Genomic DNA, 16,859 nt, shown 5'->3' with positions numbered 1-16,859 from the left:
TCAGTTTTCCTCCATGACACACGCCAGCGGGTGTTGATGCTGGCGAGCGTATGCGATGACCTGCTCGACTTTGGTGGCGGCAACATCCCGGGGGAAGACCCCGCAAACACCAACGCCCTCTCTGTGGACTTTGAGCATGATCCGCGTGGCTTGTTCGCGGTCCTTGCCAAAGTATTTCTGTATCACTGCCACCACGAAATCCATGGGGGTGAAATCGTCGTTAAGGAGCATGACCTTGAACATGGGGGGCGGTTTGATCCGCGTGACCGTTGCTTCAAGAACAGACTCATCCTGCTTTTTGATGACCATGCGACCCATTCTAAACAACCTCGATGATTGTGCAAGAGTGTCCTGGCACGCTCGCCGGGCGAATTTCGCAAGCAGCACTCCGCCCAATATTGGTGCGCCGCAAGCGAGAATTAAGTCACGCCAAAACAGGTGCTTTGTGTCGAAAAGCTGTCAAAAGCGACATAAGGCGCCTGTTTTGATGCTGTGATGCAACATTTGTGCCGAATCACAAATGCGTTGACGCGCTTTGGCAAGTCACGTAAAAGCAAAGCTGTGTTCGCGCCGAGGTTGAAGCGAAGGTTCTTGCGTAGCGTGTTCAAAGCAATACCCTCGAAAGTCCCCCGCTTTTCCTGACCCGACCGCATGCCGGACGTCCGGATCGTGTTATTGAAATCAAGAAGGAATTAGCAATATGGCAACTGGTACTGTTAAGTGGTTCAACGACGCCAAGGGCTTCGGCTTCATCACGCCGGACGATGGCAGCGAAGACCTGTTTGCGCACTTCTCCGCCATTACCATGGCCGGTTTCAAGTCGCTGAAGGAGGGGGAGAAGGTTCAGTTCGAGGTCACGCAGGGCCCGAAGGGCAAGCAAGCGTCCAACATCCAGCGCGCTTGAGCCTTCCGGCTTGTCGGGCCTGCGGGCTCTGACACCGTGATGACAAACCGCCGATTTGCGCAAGCAGGTCGGCGGTTTTACTTTCAGGTTCGGGGCTTCGTGCGGGGGGGCTTTGTGTCCGGCGGCCATGCCGGTCGCCATGCGGGGCTGTGAGAAGCTATGTGGAGCGCTGCCGGGTGTGATGGGTGTGAGGTTTGCTGCAAGGTTTTCGCCGCAAGCTCCTTGCTGCAAGTTCCTGCCAGGGGTGGCATTTCTCCGAATCGCAGGCAACAAAAAACCCGCTCATGGCGGGTTCTTTGCATGCAACAAGCGGTAATCGCGTGCCGGAAGCAATTACTTGAGTTTCACTTCCTTGTACGGCACGTGCTTGCGGGCAACGGGATCGTACTTGTTGAACTCAAGCTTGGTCGGAGTCGTGCGCTTGTTCTTCGAGGTGGTGTAGAAGTGCCCGGTGCCAGCAGTGGACTCGAGCTTGATCTTTTCGCGGCCGCCTTTTGCCATTTTGGTTTATCTCCAGCGGTGTAAAGGCTTAGACCTTTTCGCCGCGAGCGCGGAGCTCAGCGACGATGGTGTCGATGCCTTTTTTGTCAATGGTGCGCAGGGCAGCGTTGGATACGCGCAGGCGCACCCAGCGGTTTTCAGCCTCGCTCCAGAACTTGCGATTTTGCAGGTTCGGCAGGAAGCGGCGCTTGGTCTTGTTGTTGGCGTGGGAGACGTTGTTCCCAACCATCGGTGCTTTTCCGGTCACTTGGCAAACGCGAGCCATTTGTTGCTCCAAACTGGTTTTGATTCGATAAGACTCTCGATTATAAAGGATCGATGTTGGGCGAATCAATACTTTTGTGCGTTTTGGGCTGCACGCAGTTGGCGACAGCTAGAGGAGTCCGCGTTCGGCAAAGGAAAACGGGGGCGTGTTGCCAGCTATGATGAAGTGGTCCAGGACACGGACATCGATCAGGGACAGGGCTTGCGACAGGCTGCGCGTCAGGGCCTGGTCGGCATGGCTGGGCTCGCCGACTCCAGAGGGGTGGTTGTGGGCCAGGATGACGGCTGCGGCGTTGTGCTTGAGCACCAGTTTGACGACTTCCCGGGGGTACACGGAGGTCTGCGACAGCGTTCCGCGGAACAGTTCCTCGCTGGCCATGACCCGGTTCTGCGCATCCAGCAGCAGGATCATGAAGACCTCGTGAGGCAGTTGGCCGAGTTTGAGGCGCAGCCAGTCGCGTACTGCGCCGGGCGAGTCGAAGACGTCGCGGTGGGCCATTTCCTCTCCCAGTGCGCGGCGGGCAAGTTCGAGCACTGCCTGGAGCTGGGCGTATTTGGCCGGCCCCATGCCGGGTACGGCCGAGAAGGCGTCGGCACTGGCATTGCAAAGTGCGGTGAGCCCGCCGAAATGTGAGATCAGGTCGCGGGCGAGGTCGACCGCGCTCTTGCCTCGGATGCCGACCCGCAGGAACAGGGCCAGGAGTTCGGCGTCGGACAGGGCCGCTGCGCCACGCGCCAGCAGGCGTTCACGGGGGCGTTCGTCGGCCGGCCAGTCTGTGATTGCCATGGCGTGTAGAATTCCTGCATCTGAAGTTTTCGAATAATACCATTGGCATGATTGAGCTCAAGGGCAGGAAGCTGGTGCTGGGGGTGACTGGCGGCGTGGCAGCCTACAAGGCGGCCGAACTCGTACGCCTCCTCGGCAAGGCGGGTGCCGACGTACACGTGGTGTTGACGGAAGGGGGAGCCCGTTTCGTGACGGCGGTGACCTTTCAGGCGCTGTCCGGCAACCCGGTCTGGACGGACCTGTGGGATCCGCGCATGGCCAACAACATGGCACACATCGACCTGACGCGGGATGCGGATGCGATCCTGATTGCCCCGGCCACCGCCGATGTGATGGCCAAGTTGGTGCATGGGCTGGCCGATGACCTGTTGACGACGCTGTGCCTGGCCCGGGATTGCCCCTTGCTTGTGGCGCCCGCCATGAACCGGCAGATGTGGGAGCATCCGGCGACCCGGCGCAATGCGCTCCAGCTGGCGGCGGATGGCGTATCGCTACTGGGGCCGGCTGCTGGCGAGCAGGCCTGTGGTGAGGTCGGACTGGGGCGCATGCTCGAGCCCGAGGCCTTGTGCGAGGCGGTGATCGCCTTCTTCCAGCCCAAGCTGCTGGCCGGTCGGCGCATTGTTATGACGGCCGGGCCGACCTTCGAGCCCATCGACCCGGTGCGGGGCATCACCAACTCCAGCTCCGGCAAGATGGCCTATGGTCTGGCCCGGGCCTGTGTGCAGGCCGGGGCGGACGTGACCCTGGTGAGCGGTCCGGTGGCCCTGCCAGTGCCCGACGGGGCGCAGCGAGTCAGCGTGCGCAGCGCCCTCGAGATGAGGGAGGTCGTATTCGCGGCTCTGCCGGGTGCAGATGTGTTCATCGGGGTGGCCGCGGTGGCCGACTACCGGCCCGCTGCCGCCGCCGAGCACAAGATCAAGAAGTCCGGTGCCGAGCTGGCGATCACCCTGACGCCCAATCCGGACATCCTAGCCGAGGTGGCGGGGCTGCCGAAGCCTCCTTTCTGCGTGGGCTTTGCCGCGGAAAGCCGAAATCTCGACGAGTACGCCGAAGGCAAGCGCAAGGCCAAGAAGCTGCCCATGGTTGTCGGCAACTTGGTGCAGGACGGCCTGGGCGGTGACGACAACGAGGTCGTGTTGTATGACGAAGCGGGCCGCCATCCTGTGCCGAAGGCGCCCAAGCCCGAAGTCGCGCGCGCCATCGTGGCCCACTTGGCGGCTTTGCTGCCTGAATCCTGATCCATTCCTTTCGCCCGGACCTATCAACATGCACCGAATCGACATCAAGATCCTCGATGAACGCCTCAAGATCCAGCCTCCGGCCTATGCAACCGGAGGTTCCGCGGGCCTGGACCTGCGCGCCTGCCTGGATGCGCCGATCGATCTGGCGCCGGGGCAGACCACGCTGGTACCGACTGGCCTGGCCATTCATCTGGCGGATCCCGGGCTGGCGGCGATGATCCTGCCGCGCTCGGGCTTGGGCCACAAGCACGGCATCGTGCTGGGCAACCTGGTCGGCCTGATCGATTCGGACTACCAAGGGCAGATCTTCGTCTCGGTGTGGAACCGGGGGCATGAGCATTTCATGATCCAGCCCATGGAGCGGATTGCCCAGCTGGTGGTGGTGCCGGTGCTGCAGGTGGCCTTCAACGTGGTGGACGATTTCTCGGAAAGCGAGCGGGGTGCCGGTGGCTTCGGCAGTACCGGCAAGCACTGATGCGTCATGCGGGTATCCCTGCCGGCGTGCATGTCCTGCTCGAGCGGGACGGGAAGGTGCTGCTGATGCGCCGCGCTGGCACCGGCTTTTTCGATGGTCTCTACAGCCTGCCCGGCGGGCATGTGGAGGAGGGTGAGTCGCTGCGCGCCACCGCCATCCGCGAGATGGCCGAGGAAGTGGGCGTCGTGCTGGCCGAGGCTGATTTGGCGGTCGTCGGTGTGGTGCATCGCCGTTCCGACACCAACCGGATCGATTTTTTCCTGGCGGCGCGATGCTGGCAGGGGGAACCCCGGATTGCCGAGCCCGACAAGTGCGATGCGCTGCAGTGGTTTTCCCGCAGTGCTCTGCCGGACACCATCGTGCCCTATGTCCGTGATGCCCTTGCGGCCGGGCCGGGCCCCTGGATCCAGGAGTCCGGCTGGCGTTGAGGTGTTTCCCGGCTTCAGTCGGGGATGCTGACCGTACCGTTGCTGTAACTGATCAGCTTGTCGGCGGTTGGGCTGCCCGCAATGGCCGGGAGGTTGGCTGCGCTGATGGCCGGCGCCGATCCCGCCGTGCCGCCCCGCGGGGTGGTGTGGATGACCTGGGAGTCGGGCAGGGCCGTGCCGTTCCTCAGGTGGGCATACATCAGGTCCATGGCCTGGTTGAAGTACACGTGCAGCGGGATCAGGTTGCTGTCGTAGCCGGGCAGGGCGGCGTTGTCGATGAAGGCGTCAAAGTGCTGGGCGTTGGTCACCTCGTAGTAGCGCAGCTTGCTGTTGTTGCCGTCGGCCTTGCGGCTGGCGCCAAAGTAGGCGCGGGATGCCTGGTTGACCGGGATCAGGGTGTCGGAACGTCCAGCCACGATCACGGCAGGTTTGCCGCCCAGAGACCCCGTCGCCTGAACTTCCGCGATGCCTTTCTTGACCCTTTCGGACTGGGCCAGCAGCGTGCCGGTCAGCGCTGAGCCGCTGACCGGATCCGTGCCGGTGACCAGGGCGCGGGCACACAGGGCGCCATCGAGGGCCGCATCGGCCAGCCCGGTGGACGGTGATACGGCCAGGACATCCCGTTTGGCGCCGCCAGTGGCGTCGTTGTACACCAGGTTGATCCCCGCCGTCGGTGGCACGCCGTTGCCGTTGGCGAAGATCCCCGCCTGCACGGCCGCACTGATGGCAGTGACGTTGCCGAGGCTTGCTCCGGCGGCGCCCACCGTGGAAGCGAAGCTGAAGCCGCAGACGTTGTCTGTGACACTGAAGCGTCCCAGCGTGTTCAGGTAGGTGACCACGATGGAAGGAGTCGCCAGCGCGTGGTGGGAGGCGTGGTAGAGATCGTGCTCTGCCGCCCAGCCATAGTTGTGCAGCTTCTGCAGGGCCTCATCGGCCTGGGCCTGCAGAGTGGCGCCACTGAGCAGGCCCTTGGCCTTCAGTGCCGTGCAGCGGTTGCTGGCGTAGAAGGCGATCAGGCCGGCCCCCGGAGAGCCGGTGGCCGCGGTGGCGAGGGCTGCGCAGGGCTGGTACAGGTTGGCGTAGGTGAAGTAGTCGATGAGCGGTTTGCCTATGGTCGGGACGCTTGCATTGCCCTGCTTGATTGACAGGCCACTGACGTCTTTAGGCTGGATCTGCGGTTCGCTGACGGCCACGCCATCGATGAGTCCCCAGTGGTCCTGTTCGGCGGCGAGCAGGGCTGCGCCGGCACCGTTGGAGGCCGAGGAGGCGATCACCAGGGTGTTGGACGGTCGCAGCGTGCGCGATTTCTTGCCGGCGCCGTTGGCGGTGCCATATTTCTCGTTGAGCACGTAGAAGGCAAAGGTGACGGCGTCCAGGGTGGTGTGACCCCAGTCCTTCTCCGGATTTTGCTGGGAGTGGGCGTGCTTGTAGGCGATCCGGTTGGGGAAGGCCAGGTTGAAGGCGTCGAGCTGGTTCTTACTCAGGTCGGCGGCGAAGTGGGCGCGCTTGCCCGCGGCGCTGGCGGTGCTGACCGTGCCATCGATCAGGTTCACGGTGTCGCGGGCCAGGTCGTGCATGCCGTTGCCACTGCCCTTGTCGGAGTAGGCGACGGCGCAGCCGTGCTTCAGCCCCCATTCACCGGCGGTGCCGATGGCGCCGTAGACGCCGCGGGAGCCCGAGGAGGTGGCGGTGACAATGCAGGGCTTGGTCGGGTCGAAGCTGTTCGGCACCTGGACCATCAGGGTCACCAGGCGCTTGCCGCTGTCGTCGCCGGAGAAGGCGATGGTCTCGGTACCGGCGATCCTGCCTTCGCCCAGGGTGTCGCCACCGTTTACGTCGATGTTGGGGCCGTACAGGCTGCCATAGCCGCCAGTGGCCTTGTTGGCGTCGACCAGGGCGCGATAGTTGTTGTAGATGGCGTTGCGGCGCAGTTCGGCCGCGGTGGGTGAGGCCGGGTTGGCGTAGGCCGGGGCCGCTGCTGCGCCGAGGCCGGTCTTGCCGAGACCGGCAGTGAGCAGGTCGTCACTGCTGCCATCGTAGGTCCGGGTGCTGAGTGAGTCGGCCTGGATGCGGTCAGGAAGGCGGTTGTAGGTGCCGAAGCCGCCGCCGGATGGCTGGAGGTCGATCATGCCGAGCAGGCGGTCGGTTTCGTCACCCTCGGATACCGCCGTGGCCGGGACGAACACGGCATTGCGCAGGCTGGCGGGCCGCTTTCCGAGTTCGGCCTGGTAGGCGTCGAGCAGTTTGCTGTCTGCCTCGGCAATGGCCGCCGCGGTGACCTGGGTGAAGTTGCCTGAGGCGAAGGCACCCTTGAGCGCGTTGTCATTGGCCAGTCCCAGGGCCAGCATGGCAATGCTGTTGGTGGCGTTGTTGATGTTGATCCGCTGGTTGCTGTCGGCTTCGGTGGCGAGGGCGTGCCAGGTGCCCTTGCTGCCGGTGATCTGGAACATGAGCGGGTAGCTTAGGCCGGAGACATTCATGGTGTAGTTGCCGCTGGCATCGGTCTGGGCCGTGCGGGTCTGGCCCAGCCGGTCCTTGACGGTGACCGTCACGTTGGCGATGGCCTGGCCTTCGGCGGCAATGCCCGAAAGCTGGGCGCTGCCGCCGCCACCACCACCTCCGCAAGCGGCTACCAGCAGGGCGCTGCTGATGGCCAGGGCAAGTGAATTCCGTCTGACGCGGTTGTTCATGTGTCTCCTCCTTTATTGATTGTGGAAGCGCCCGGAAGAGGGGCTTCACGGCCATGTTGATGCCAAACGGCTTGCTTCGACACTGGGGTTTACGGCACTCGGGTTTACCTGCATCGCAATGAAGAACCGCCGGGCGGGCCGGCGGTTCTCTGCATGTAATGTGCGTGCAATCCGGGTGTTACGAAGCCGGGTCTCAGCCGGAGCCGGGGGCTTCGGCAAAGGTGTGGCGGAAGCGCATTTCCTGGGGGTAGGGGTAGAAGTCCTCCACGTGTCCCTGGCGGATCTTGTCCTGGGCGTCCTGCCAGAACCGGGGGTCGAGCAGGTTGCGGTGGTGCTTGAGAAAGGCTTTGCGGATCTTGGGCTGGCCGAGCAGGAAGGTGGCGAATTCTTCCGGGAAGATGTCCAGCGGCGCAGCCGAATACCAGGGCTCGCCGGACATCTCCATCTCTTCGTTGGGGGCCGGCGGGATCTTGCGGAAGTTACAGTCGGTCATGTACTCGATCTCGTCGTAGTCGTAGAACACGACCCTGCCGTAGCGGGTCACGCCGAAGTTCTTCCACAGCATGTCGCCCGGAAAGATGTTGGCGATGGCCAGCTCGCTGATGGCCTGGCCGTATTCGCGCACGACCTCGTCGATCTGCTCGTCACTGGCCTTGGCCAGATAGAGGTTGAGCGGAGTCATGCGCCTTTCGATGTAGAGGTGCTTGATCACCAGGGCGTCGCCATCCTCCTCGAGAACCGAGGGCGCGAGCTCCTTGAGTTGCAGGATCAGGTCCGGGTGGAAGCGGCTGCGGGGCAGGGCTACATTGGAGAACTCGAGGGTGTCGGCCATCCGCCCGACCCGGTCGACCTGCCGTACCAGCAGGTACTTGCGCTTGACGGTGGCCCTGTCCATGTTCTTGGAGCTGCCGAAGACGTCCTTGATGATCTTGAACACGTAGGGATAGGACGGCAGCGTGAACACCAGCATGACCAGGCCGCGGATGCCCGGTGCCTCGATGAACTGGTCGTTGGAGTGGCGCAGGTGGGCGATCAGGTCGCGGAAGAAGATCGTCTTGCCCTGCTTGCCCAGCCCGAGCATGGTGTAGAGCTCGGAGCGCGGCTTGTTGGGCATGATGCTGCGCAGGAACTGCACGTAGCCCGAGGGTACTTCCATGTCCACCAGGAAGTAGGCGCGGGACAGGGAGAAGAGCAGGGAGATGCGCCAGGTGTCGAGCAGGATGGTGTCGAGGTAGAGCATGCCGGAGGTGCCGTGGCGCACCGGGATCACGAAGGGATACTCCTGGTAGCCATTGATCGCCTTGCCGATGATGTAGGCGGTCTTGTTGCGGTAGAAGGCTGAATACAGGACCTGGATCTGGCAGTTCACCTCCATCTTCGGCCAGCTCTCCAGGTGCTTTTCGACGGTCCGCATCACATAGTCCACGTCCCGCTCGAGGTTCTCGAAGGGGCGTTGCCAGTCGAAGTCCTCGATGAGCCGGGCGATGGTGGCGCGCAGCCCATCGTCCTGGGGGTAGTAGCTGGAGTAGGTGGGTGGAAAGGACTCGATGTAGTCGGTGGAAATGGCCGGCCGGGCAAAGATGTAATCGTTGTTGAAGTACTCCCGGTGCAGGATCTTGGTGGTCACCGAGTTGAAGAAGGTCTCGGCCAGCTCCGGTTGCTTGTGGTTGATGAGGAGGCCGATGAAGTGCAGCTTGACGGCCTGCCAGGTGGCGTCGTCGATGGACTCTGCGTTGAATTCCTCGTGCAGGCGCAGGACGGCCTCGTTGACCCGGTCGTCGTAGAACTGCACGCGATCCCTCACGGCGGCGAGCTGCTCCTGCCATTCCGCCGCCTCGTAGCTCTGCTTGGCGTGCCGGGAGGTCTCCCGGAAGATGCGGTAGTGCTTGTTGAAGCCCTCGATCATGGCCTGGGCGATGGCCAGGGCAACCGGGTTCTCGTTGCTGGTGACGTCCATCATCTCCCCCGCGTCGCGCGCTGCGACTTTCGTTGTTCTGGCAGTGCTCTGAAGGCTTGCCGGAAGCTGGCCCGGGGCCTTGTAGGTACTCAAAATTCTAGCACCCGCGGCGCCTCCGCCCTGCGCCGAAAAGCCCGGCAGGCGTGGCTTTCCGGCGTGTCGGCGGTGGGCGGTGCAGCATTGACCCGGCCCGGAAATCGTCCATAATCTTCTCAGTTTGCTCCGTGCGGGCAGCGTCAGCGCGGGGCAGGCAGTGAATCGGTGGCGCGCGCGCCGGGTGGCTCCGGGAGGGGCGGCCCCAGGCTCAGTACCGTGCGTCGGCCGATCCGTAAGACACGAAATCCTATGTGAGGGAGCTGGAATGACTACTTCTCTGATCAAGGTGCCGGCTGGCGGTCAAAAAATCGTTCCGGGCCAGGCAATTCCCGATAATCCGATCATCCCCTTCATTGAGGGCGATGGCATCGGTGTGGACATCACCCCGGTGATGATCAAGGTCATCGACGCCGCCGTGAACAAGGCTTATGGCGGCAAGAAGCAGATCTACTGGATGGAGGTCTATGCGGGTGAGAAATCCACCCAGCTGTATGGCCCGGACGAGTGGTTCCCGAGGGAGACCTTTGATGCGCTGAAGGAGTTCTCAGTCTCCATCAAGGGGCCGATGACCACTCCGGTGGGCGGTGGTATCCGCTCCCTCAACGTGGCCCTGCGCCAGGAACTGGATCTCTATCAGTGCGTGCGCCCGGTGCAGTACTTCCAGGGCGTGCCCTCACCGCTGAAACAGCCCGAGCTGGTCAATATGGTGATCTTCCGCGAGAACACCGAGGACATCTACGCGGGGGTGGAATGGGCGGCCCAGTCCGACAGTGCGAAGAAGGTCATCAAGTTCCTGACCGAGGAGATGGGGGTCAGGAAGATCCGCTTCCCGGAGACCTCCGGCATCGGCATCAAGCCGGTATCCATCGAGGGCTCCACCCGCCTGGTACGTGCGGCCATCAAGTATGCAATCGACAATGATCGCAAGTCGGTGACCATCGTGCACAAGGGCAACATCATGAAGTTCACCGAGGGCCTGTTCCGTGACACCGGCTACAAGGTGGCCCAGGAGGAGTTCGGTGCCCAGCCGATCGATGGCGGGCCGTGGTGCAGGTTCAAGAACCCGAATACCGGTCGCGAGATCATCGTCAAGGACGCCATTGCCGACGCTTTCCTGCAGCAGATCCTGCTGCGGCCGGCGGAGTATGACGTGATCGCCACCTGCAACCTCAATGGCGACTACATCTCCGACGCCCTGGCCGCCCAGGTGGGTGGGATCGGGATTGCGCCGGGGGCTAACATCTCGGACCAGTACGCCTGTTTCGAGGCCACCCACGGTACGGCCCCGAAGTATGCCGGGCTCGACAAGGTGAATCCGGGGTCGCTCATCCTGTCGGCCGAGATGATGTTGCGCCACCTGGGTTGGGGCGAGGCGGCCGATCTGGTCATCAAGGCGATGGAGGCGGCCATCGGCGACAAGATCGTGACCTATGACTTTGCCCGCCTGATGGAGGGTGCCACGGAGGTGTCCTGTTCGGCCTTTGGCGACGCGATGATCGAGCGGATGTAAAAAGGGCCACCGTTTCCGGTGGCCCCCTTTCAGGCATGGTCCCCGCTGGTGGGGGCCACCCGCCTCATCAGGCCTGGGCGGCGCGCAGCGCTGCGTTGAGCGTGGGGCTCGGACGCATCACGGCCTTGCACTTCTCGGAGTCGGCCTTGTAGTAGCCACCGATATCCACGGCCTTGCCCTGTACGGTCTTCAGCTCGGCAACGATCTGGGCTTCGCTCTCGGTCAGGCTCTTGGCCAGCTTCGAGAACCGGGCGGCCAGTTCGGCATCCTCGGTCTGGTTGGCCAGTTCCTGGGCCCAGTACATGGCCAGGTAGAACTGGGAACCGCGGTTGTCGAGCTCGCCGGTCTTGGGGGACGGCGACTTGCGGTTGTCCAGCAGCTTGCCGGTGGCTGCGTCGAGGGTCTTGGCCAGCAGTACGGCACGGGTGTTGCCGGTCTTGATGCCCAGGTCTTCCAGCGATACGGCCAGGGCCAGGAATTCGCCAAGGGAGTCCCAGCGCAGGTGGTTTTCTTCGGTGAGCTGCTGCACGTGCTTGGGTGCGGAGCCGCCGGCGCCGGTTTCGTACATGCCGCCGCCCGCCATCAGGGGGACGATGGACAGCATCTTGGCGGAGGTGCCGAGTTCCATGATCGGGAACAGGTCGGTCAGGTAGTCGCGCAGGATGTTGCCGGTCACCGAGATGGTGTCGAGGCCGCGGATCACGCGCTCCAGGGTGAAGCGCATGGCGCGGACCTGGGACATGATGTAGATCTCGAGGCCGCTGGTGTCGTGATCCTTCAGGTAGGTTTCCACCTTCTTGATCAGCTCGGCTTCGTGGGGGCGGTAGGAGTCCAGCCAGAAGACCGCCGGGGTGTTGGAGTTGCGGGCCCGGGTGACGGCCAGCTTGACCCAGTCACGGATCGGCGCGTCCTTGACCTGGCACATGCGCCAGATGTCGCCGGCTTCCACGTTCTGGGTCAGCAGCACTTCGCCGGAGTCGATGTCGACGATGTTGGCGATGCCGTCTTCGGGGATCTCGAAGGTCTTGTCGTGGGAGCCGTATTCCTCGGCCTTCTGGGCCATCAGGCCGACGTTCGGCACGGTGCCCATGGTCTTCGGGTCGAAGTTGCCGTTGGTCTTGCAGAAGTTGATCATCTCCTGGTAGATGCGGGCAAAGGTCGATTCCGGCATGACACACTTGCTGTCGTACTGCTTGCCGTCGGCACCCCACATCTTGCCGCCCTGGCGGATCATGGCCGGCATGGAGGCGTCGACGATGACGTCGTTGGGCGAATGGAAGTTGGTGATGCCCTTGGCCGAGTCGACCATGGCCAGCTTCGGACGGTGTTCCTGGCAGGCGTGCAGGTCGCGGATGATCTCGTCACGCTTGGACTCCGGCAGGGTCTTGATCTTCTCGTAGAGGTCGACCATGCCGTTATTGACGTTGATGCCCAGCTCGGCGAACAGCGCCTCGTGCTTCTCGAAGGCTTCCTTGTAGAAGATCTTGACGCAGTGGCCGAACACGATGGGGTGGGACACCTTCATCATGGTGGCCTTCACGTGCAGGGAAAAGAGGATGCCGGACTCGCGGCAGTCTTCCAGTTCCTTCTCGTAGAAGTCGCACAGGGCCTTCTTGCTCATGAACATGGAGTCGATGATCTCGCCTTCCTTCAGCGCGACCTTCGGCTTCAGCACGGTGATCTTGCCGCCCTTGGCGATCAGCTCCATGCGCACGTTGCGGGCCTTGTCCAGGGTCAGGGACTTTTCGCCGTGGTAGAAGTCGCCATGGTGCATGTGGGACACGTGGGTCCGCGACCAGGGCTTCCATTCACCCATGGAGTGGGGGTTCTTGCGGGCGTAGTTCTTGACGGCGAGCGGCGCGCGGCGGTCGGAGTTGCCTTCGCGCAGGACCGGGTTGACCGCGGAGCCCAGACACTTGCCGTAGCGGGCGGCGATGGACTTCTCTTCATCGGTCGAGGGGGCTTCCGGCAGGTCGGGAACGGCGTAACCCTTGGCCTGCAGTTCCTTGATGCAGACCTTCAGCTGGCCCACCGAGGCGCTGATGTTCGGCAGCTTGATGATGTTGGCGTCGGCTTCGAGGGTCTTCTTGCCCAGTTCGGCAAGGGTGTTCGGTACTCTCTGATCGTCGCTCAGGTATTCGGGAAACTCGGCCAGCACGCGGGCGGACACCGAGATGTCGGCTTTCTCGATCTCGATGCCGGCGGGGGCGGTGAAGGTGCGGATGATGGGAAGGAATGCACACGTGGCCAGAAGCGGCGCCTCGTCAGTCAGCGTGTAGATGATCTTCGATTTCCCTGTAACCATGTTTCTTCCCTCGATGATTGTGTCGACGACGAGCCAATGCTGACTCTTTGCCGCCATGGGTGTGCGTGGACTGCGGGACTGCCGCCCACCGAAAAATAACATGTATCCCGCGCTGCCGCATTGAAAGCGGCGAGGCGCGGTGCCGCCAGGCGGCTCAGACTACGGCTTCTTCCTTGTCCTTCTTGACCTGCATGAACTGTTCGCGGGACACGCCCAGCCACATCACCAGCGGGCTGGCGACGAGGACGGAGGAGTAGATGCCGAAGCAGATGCCGATGGTCAGGGCCAGGGAGAAGTAGTAGAGGGTTTCGCCGCCGAACAGCAGCATGGACAGGACCATCATCTGGGTGCTGCCGTGGGTGATGATGGTCCGGCTGATGGTGCTGGTGATGGCGTGGTCGAGGACCTGTGGGGTGGTCAGGCCGCGCTTCTTGCGGAAGGTTTCGCGGACCCGGTCGAAGACCACCACCGACTCGTTCACCGAGTAGCCTAGCACGGCCAGGGTGGCGGCCAGCACCGGCAGGGAGAACTCCCACTGGAACAGGGCGAAGAAGCCCAGGATGATGATCACGTCGTGCAGGTTGGCAATGATGGCCGATACCGCGAAGCGCCATTCGAAGCGCATCGCCAGGTAAAGGACGATGCCCCCGATCACCAGCAGCAGGGCCATCGCGCCGTCGGAGGCGAGCTCCTTGCCCACCTGCGGGCCGACGAATTCAACCCGGCGCAGCTCGGCCTTGGGGCCGTCGAGGGTGCTCAGGCTGGCCAGCACCTTGTCGCTGACTTTGCCGGTTTCCATGCCTTCCCGGTTGGGCAGGCGGATCAGCACGTCGCGGGCGCTGCCGAAGTTCTGGACTTGCGCGTCCTGGTAGCCTTCCTTGGCCATGGCCTCGCGGATCTTTTCCAGGGCGGGAGGCTCGGCATAGCTGACCTCCATCAGCGTGCCGCCGGTGAACTCGACCGAGAAGTGCAGGCCCTTGGTGGCCAGGAAGAACACCGCGAGCAGGAAGGTGATCAACGAGATGACGTTGAACACCAGCGCGTGCTTCATGAACGGGATGTCTTTGCGGATGCGGAAAAATTCCATGGTGGCGTGTCCGTTTCGTGTTCAGGGCGCGTCAGAGGCCCGGCTTCCACACCTGGCCGATGGCCAGCTTGTCGAGCTTGCGCTTCTTGCCATAGACCAGGTTCACCAGGCCGCGGGAGACCAGGATGGCGCTGAACATGGAGGTCAGGATGCCCAGGCAGTGCACCACGGCAAAGCCGCGCACCGGGCCCGAGCCGAAGACCAGCAGCGCAATGCCTGCGATCAGGGTAGTGACGTTGGAGTCCAGGATCGTGTCGAAGGCCCGGTCGTAGCCGGCGTGGATGGCGGCCTGCGGGGTGGCGCCGTTGCGCAGCTCTTCCCGGATGCGTTCGTTGATCAGCACGTTGGCGTCGATGGCCATACCCAGGGTCAGCGCAATGGCGGCGATGCCCGGCAGGGTCAGGGTGGCCTGCAGCAGCGACAGCAAGGCCACCAGCAGGAGCAGGTTGGAGGCCAGGGCCAGCACCGACACGAGGCCGAACAGCATGTAATAGGCACACATGAAGACGGCAATGGCGACAAAGCCCCACAGGGTGGAGTGGAAGCCCTTGCTGATGTTCTCGGCGCCAAGGCTGGGGCCGATGGTACGCTCCTCAATGATCTCCATCGGGGCGGCGAGGGAGCCGGCACGCAGCAGCAGGGCGGTGTCGGTGGCTTCCTCGGAGCTCATCTTGCCGGAGATCTGCACGCGACCGCCGCCGATCTCGCTGCGGATGACCGGGGCGGTGACGACTTCGCCCTTGCCCTTTTCGATCAGCAGGATGGCCATGCGCTTGTTGATGTTCTCGCGCGTCACGTCCTTGAAGATGCGGGCGCCGGCGGAGTCGAGGGTGAGGTGCACGGCCGGCTCGTGGTTCTGGCCGTCGAAGCCGGGCTGGGCGTCGGTGAGGCGCTCGCCAGTCAGCACGACCTGCTTCTTGACCAGGATCGGGCGGCCGTCGCGGTCGTTGTAGACCTCGGTGCCGGCCGGGATGGCGCCGCCCACGGCTGCCTCGAGGGCGCCCGGGGTGTCGTCGACCATGCGGATCTCGAGGGTCGCGGTGCGGCCCAGAATGTCCTTGGCCTTGGCCACATCCTGCACGCCCGGCAGCTGAACCACGATACGGTCGAGGCCTTGCTGCTGGATCACCGGCTCGGCCACTCCGAGTTCGTTGATCCGGTTGTGCAGGGTGGTGATGTTCTGCTTGAGGGCCGACTCCTGGATGGACTTCTGGGCCAGGGGCGAGAGGGCTGCGGTGAGCTTGAAATCGGCGCCGTCCTGACCTTCGGTGATCTGCAGGTCGTTGTTGGCGGCCATGATCACGGCACGGGCGCGGCTTTGGGCCTCGGCCTCGCGGAACTTCACGACCACGTTCTGCCCTTCACGGCTGATGCCGGCATGGCGGACGTTCTTGTCGCGCAGCAGGGTGCGGAGATCGCCGGCGGTGGCGTCGAGACGCTTGGTGACGGCTCCCTTCATGTCCACCTGGAGCAGGAAGTGCACGCCGCCCCGCAGGTCCAGGCCCAGATACATGGGCAGGGCGTGGATGGAGGTCAGCCACTGGGGGCTCGCCGAGAGGAGGTTCAGGGCGACCACGTAGGAGGGGTCGGTCGGATCCGGATTGAAGGCCTTTTCGATGGCGTCCTTGGCCTTCAGCTGGGTGTCCGTGTCGCGGAAGCGGGCACGCACGCTGGTCAGATCGGCGAACAACCCGTCGTGCTGGAGACCGGCCTTGCCGAGACTCTCCTCCACGCGCTTCATGACGGTGCCGGGGTCCAGCTTGAGAGTGGCCTTGCCGCTGGAGACCTGGACGGCGGGTACCTCCCCGTAGAAATTCGGCAGGGTGTAAATCAGACCCCACAACAGGACGAGCCCGATGAGGAGGTTTTTCCAGAGGGGATAGCGGTTCATGGTCTGGCGGAAAGGAGATGTAACAGGCGCGGCTGCAGTGGAGGGACCGGGGGCTGACCCCGGCCCGGAGCCGGATCAGATCGACTTCAGGGTGCCTTTGGGCAGCACGGCACCGATGGCTTGCTTCTGGATCACGATCTGGGTGTTGGGAGCCACTTCCACATGCACGTAGGCATCGGAGATCTGGACCACCTTGCCGACGATGCCACCCTGGGTCAGGACTTCGTCGTTCTTCTGCAGACCTTCGAGCAGGGCTTTATGTTCCTTGGTGCGTTTCATCTGCGGACGGATCATCAGGAACCACAGCACTGCGAACATGAAGATCATGGGCAGAATGCCGCCGAGGCCGCCGAGCGGGTCTTGGGATGCGGCCGGTGCCGCTTGGGCAAACGCGTTGGAAATCAGCACATTAAACTCCGGGTTGAAAAGCAAAGTGGCTGATTATAGCAGCAGGCGGGGGAGGGCTTTCGAGCGGCTGTGCAGGAGGGAAGGGCGAAAGAAGGCCCCCGCGCTCCCCGCTGTGCGGCTCGCTGCCCCCCGGGGGGGCTTTCGTCTTGGGGCGGCCCGGCGACGAAAGAAGGCCCCCGCGCTCCCCGCTGTGCGGCTCGCTGCCCCCCGGGGGGACTTTCGTCTTGGGGCGGCCCGGCGACGAAAGAAGGCCCCCGCGCTCCCCCCTGTGCGGCTCGCTGCCCCTTGGGGGGGCGTCTTGGGGCGGTGCCCGGC

Annotated in this window: 15 protein-coding genes; 5 read left to right on the top strand and 10 right to left on the bottom strand. The window is 63.5% G+C overall.

Annotated features, from left to right (window positions below):
• Positions 1 to 309, bottom strand: coding sequence for an ATP-dependent Clp protease adapter ClpS (gene clpS / locus HHL15_RS03900; protein WP_169144508.1), 309 nt, complete (start codon positions 307 to 309; stop codon positions 1 to 3).
• 391 nt (positions 310 to 700) lie between these two features.
• On the opposite strand from clpS, the gene HHL15_RS03895 reads away from it, so the two are divergent.
• Positions 701 to 904: a cold-shock protein gene (locus HHL15_RS03895; protein WP_153161165.1), complete on the top strand. Its 204-nt coding sequence runs from the start codon at positions 701 to 703 to the stop codon at positions 902 to 904.
• 333 nt (positions 905 to 1,237) lie between these two features.
• On the opposite strand, the gene rpmG is transcribed toward HHL15_RS03895, so the two are convergent.
• From rpmG to radC, 3 genes are all read right to left on the bottom strand, one after another.
• The gene (rpmG, locus tag HHL15_RS03890) at positions 1,238 to 1,405 is read right to left on the bottom strand and encodes a 50S ribosomal protein L33 (RefSeq protein ID WP_169144507.1); all 168 of its coding nucleotides are present in this window, start codon (positions 1,403 to 1,405) and stop codon (positions 1,238 to 1,240) included.
• 28 nt (positions 1,406 to 1,433) lie between these two features.
• Positions 1,434 to 1,670 carry a 50S ribosomal protein L28 gene (gene rpmB, locus HHL15_RS03885; RefSeq protein ID WP_169144506.1) on the bottom strand — a complete coding sequence of 79 codons (237 nt, stop codon included), beginning with the start codon at positions 1,668 to 1,670 and terminating at the stop codon, positions 1,434 to 1,436.
• Between the two features lie 108 nt (positions 1,671 to 1,778).
• Complete coding sequence (gene radC / locus HHL15_RS03880) at positions 1,779 to 2,456, bottom strand: RadC family protein (RefSeq protein WP_169144505.1); 678 nt, start codon at positions 2,454 to 2,456, stop codon at positions 1,779 to 1,781.
• A 47-nt stretch (positions 2,457 to 2,503) separates the two neighbouring features.
• Here radC and coaBC point away from each other — a divergent pair, with 47 nt between their 5' ends.
• The 3 genes from coaBC to HHL15_RS03865 are packed head-to-tail and all read left to right on the top strand — an operon-like array spanning position 2,504 to position 4,600.
• Complete coding sequence (gene coaBC / locus HHL15_RS03875; RefSeq protein WP_169144504.1) at positions 2,504 to 3,694, top strand: bifunctional phosphopantothenoylcysteine decarboxylase/phosphopantothenate--cysteine ligase CoaBC; 1,191 nt, start codon at positions 2,504 to 2,506, stop codon at positions 3,692 to 3,694.
• Positions 3,695 to 3,722: 28 nt separating this feature from the next.
• On the top strand, positions 3,723 to 4,172 hold the full coding sequence (gene dut, locus HHL15_RS03870) for a dUTP diphosphatase (protein ID WP_169144503.1): 450 nt from the start codon (positions 3,723 to 3,725) through the stop codon (positions 4,170 to 4,172).
• Entirely contained in the window at positions 4,172 to 4,600 is a 429-nt protein-coding gene (locus HHL15_RS03865) for an NUDIX hydrolase (protein WP_169144502.1), read from the top strand. The genes dut and HHL15_RS03865 overlap by 1 nt, the downstream gene beginning before the upstream one ends.
• A gap of 14 nt (positions 4,601 to 4,614) precedes the next feature.
• On the opposite strand, the gene HHL15_RS03860 is transcribed toward HHL15_RS03865, so the two are convergent.
• Both HHL15_RS03860 and aceK read right to left on the bottom strand, forming a co-directional pair.
• Positions 4,615 to 7,290, bottom strand: coding sequence for a 3-hydroxybutyrate oligomer hydrolase family protein (locus HHL15_RS03860; RefSeq protein ID WP_235943212.1), 2,676 nt, complete (start codon positions 7,288 to 7,290; stop codon positions 4,615 to 4,617).
• Between the two features lie 193 nt (positions 7,291 to 7,483).
• Complete coding sequence (gene aceK, locus HHL15_RS03855) at positions 7,484 to 9,247, bottom strand: bifunctional isocitrate dehydrogenase kinase/phosphatase (protein WP_169144656.1); 1,764 nt, start codon at positions 9,245 to 9,247, stop codon at positions 7,484 to 7,486.
• 361 nt (positions 9,248 to 9,608) lie between these two features.
• Between aceK and icd the strand changes: the two genes are divergently transcribed.
• Positions 9,609 to 10,853, top strand: a complete 1,245-nt coding sequence (gene icd, locus HHL15_RS03850) for an NADP-dependent isocitrate dehydrogenase (protein WP_169144501.1) — start codon at positions 9,609 to 9,611, stop codon at positions 10,851 to 10,853.
• Between the two features lie 67 nt (positions 10,854 to 10,920).
• Here icd and HHL15_RS03845 read toward each other — a convergent pair whose 3' ends face one another.
• From HHL15_RS03845 to yajC, 4 genes are all read right to left on the bottom strand, one after another.
• The gene (locus tag HHL15_RS03845) at positions 10,921 to 13,158 is read right to left on the bottom strand and encodes an NADP-dependent isocitrate dehydrogenase (RefSeq protein WP_169144500.1); all 2,238 of its coding nucleotides are present in this window, start codon (positions 13,156 to 13,158) and stop codon (positions 10,921 to 10,923) included.
• 154 nt (positions 13,159 to 13,312) lie between these two features.
• A complete protein-coding gene (secF, locus tag HHL15_RS03840) occupies positions 13,313 to 14,245 on the bottom strand; it encodes a protein translocase subunit SecF (RefSeq protein WP_169144499.1) in 933 nt (310 codons plus the stop codon).
• A 31-nt stretch (positions 14,246 to 14,276) separates the two neighbouring features.
• Positions 14,277 to 16,136 (bottom strand): protein translocase subunit SecD, encoded by a 1,860-nt coding sequence (secD, locus tag HHL15_RS03835; protein ID WP_169144498.1) that lies wholly within the window; start codon positions 16,134 to 16,136, stop codon positions 14,277 to 14,279.
• 75 nt (positions 16,137 to 16,211) lie between these two features.
• Entirely contained in the window at positions 16,212 to 16,544 is a 333-nt protein-coding gene (gene yajC / locus HHL15_RS03830) for a preprotein translocase subunit YajC (protein ID WP_169144497.1), read from the bottom strand.
• Positions 16,545 to 16,859: the final 315 nt, after the last annotated feature.

Source organism: Zoogloea dura, assembly GCF_012927165.1.
Lineage (GTDB): Bacteria > Pseudomonadota > Gammaproteobacteria > Burkholderiales > Rhodocyclaceae > Zoogloea > Zoogloea dura.
Note: the sequence above shows the minus strand (reverse complement) of the source record. Positions and strands in the feature narration are given on the sequence as shown.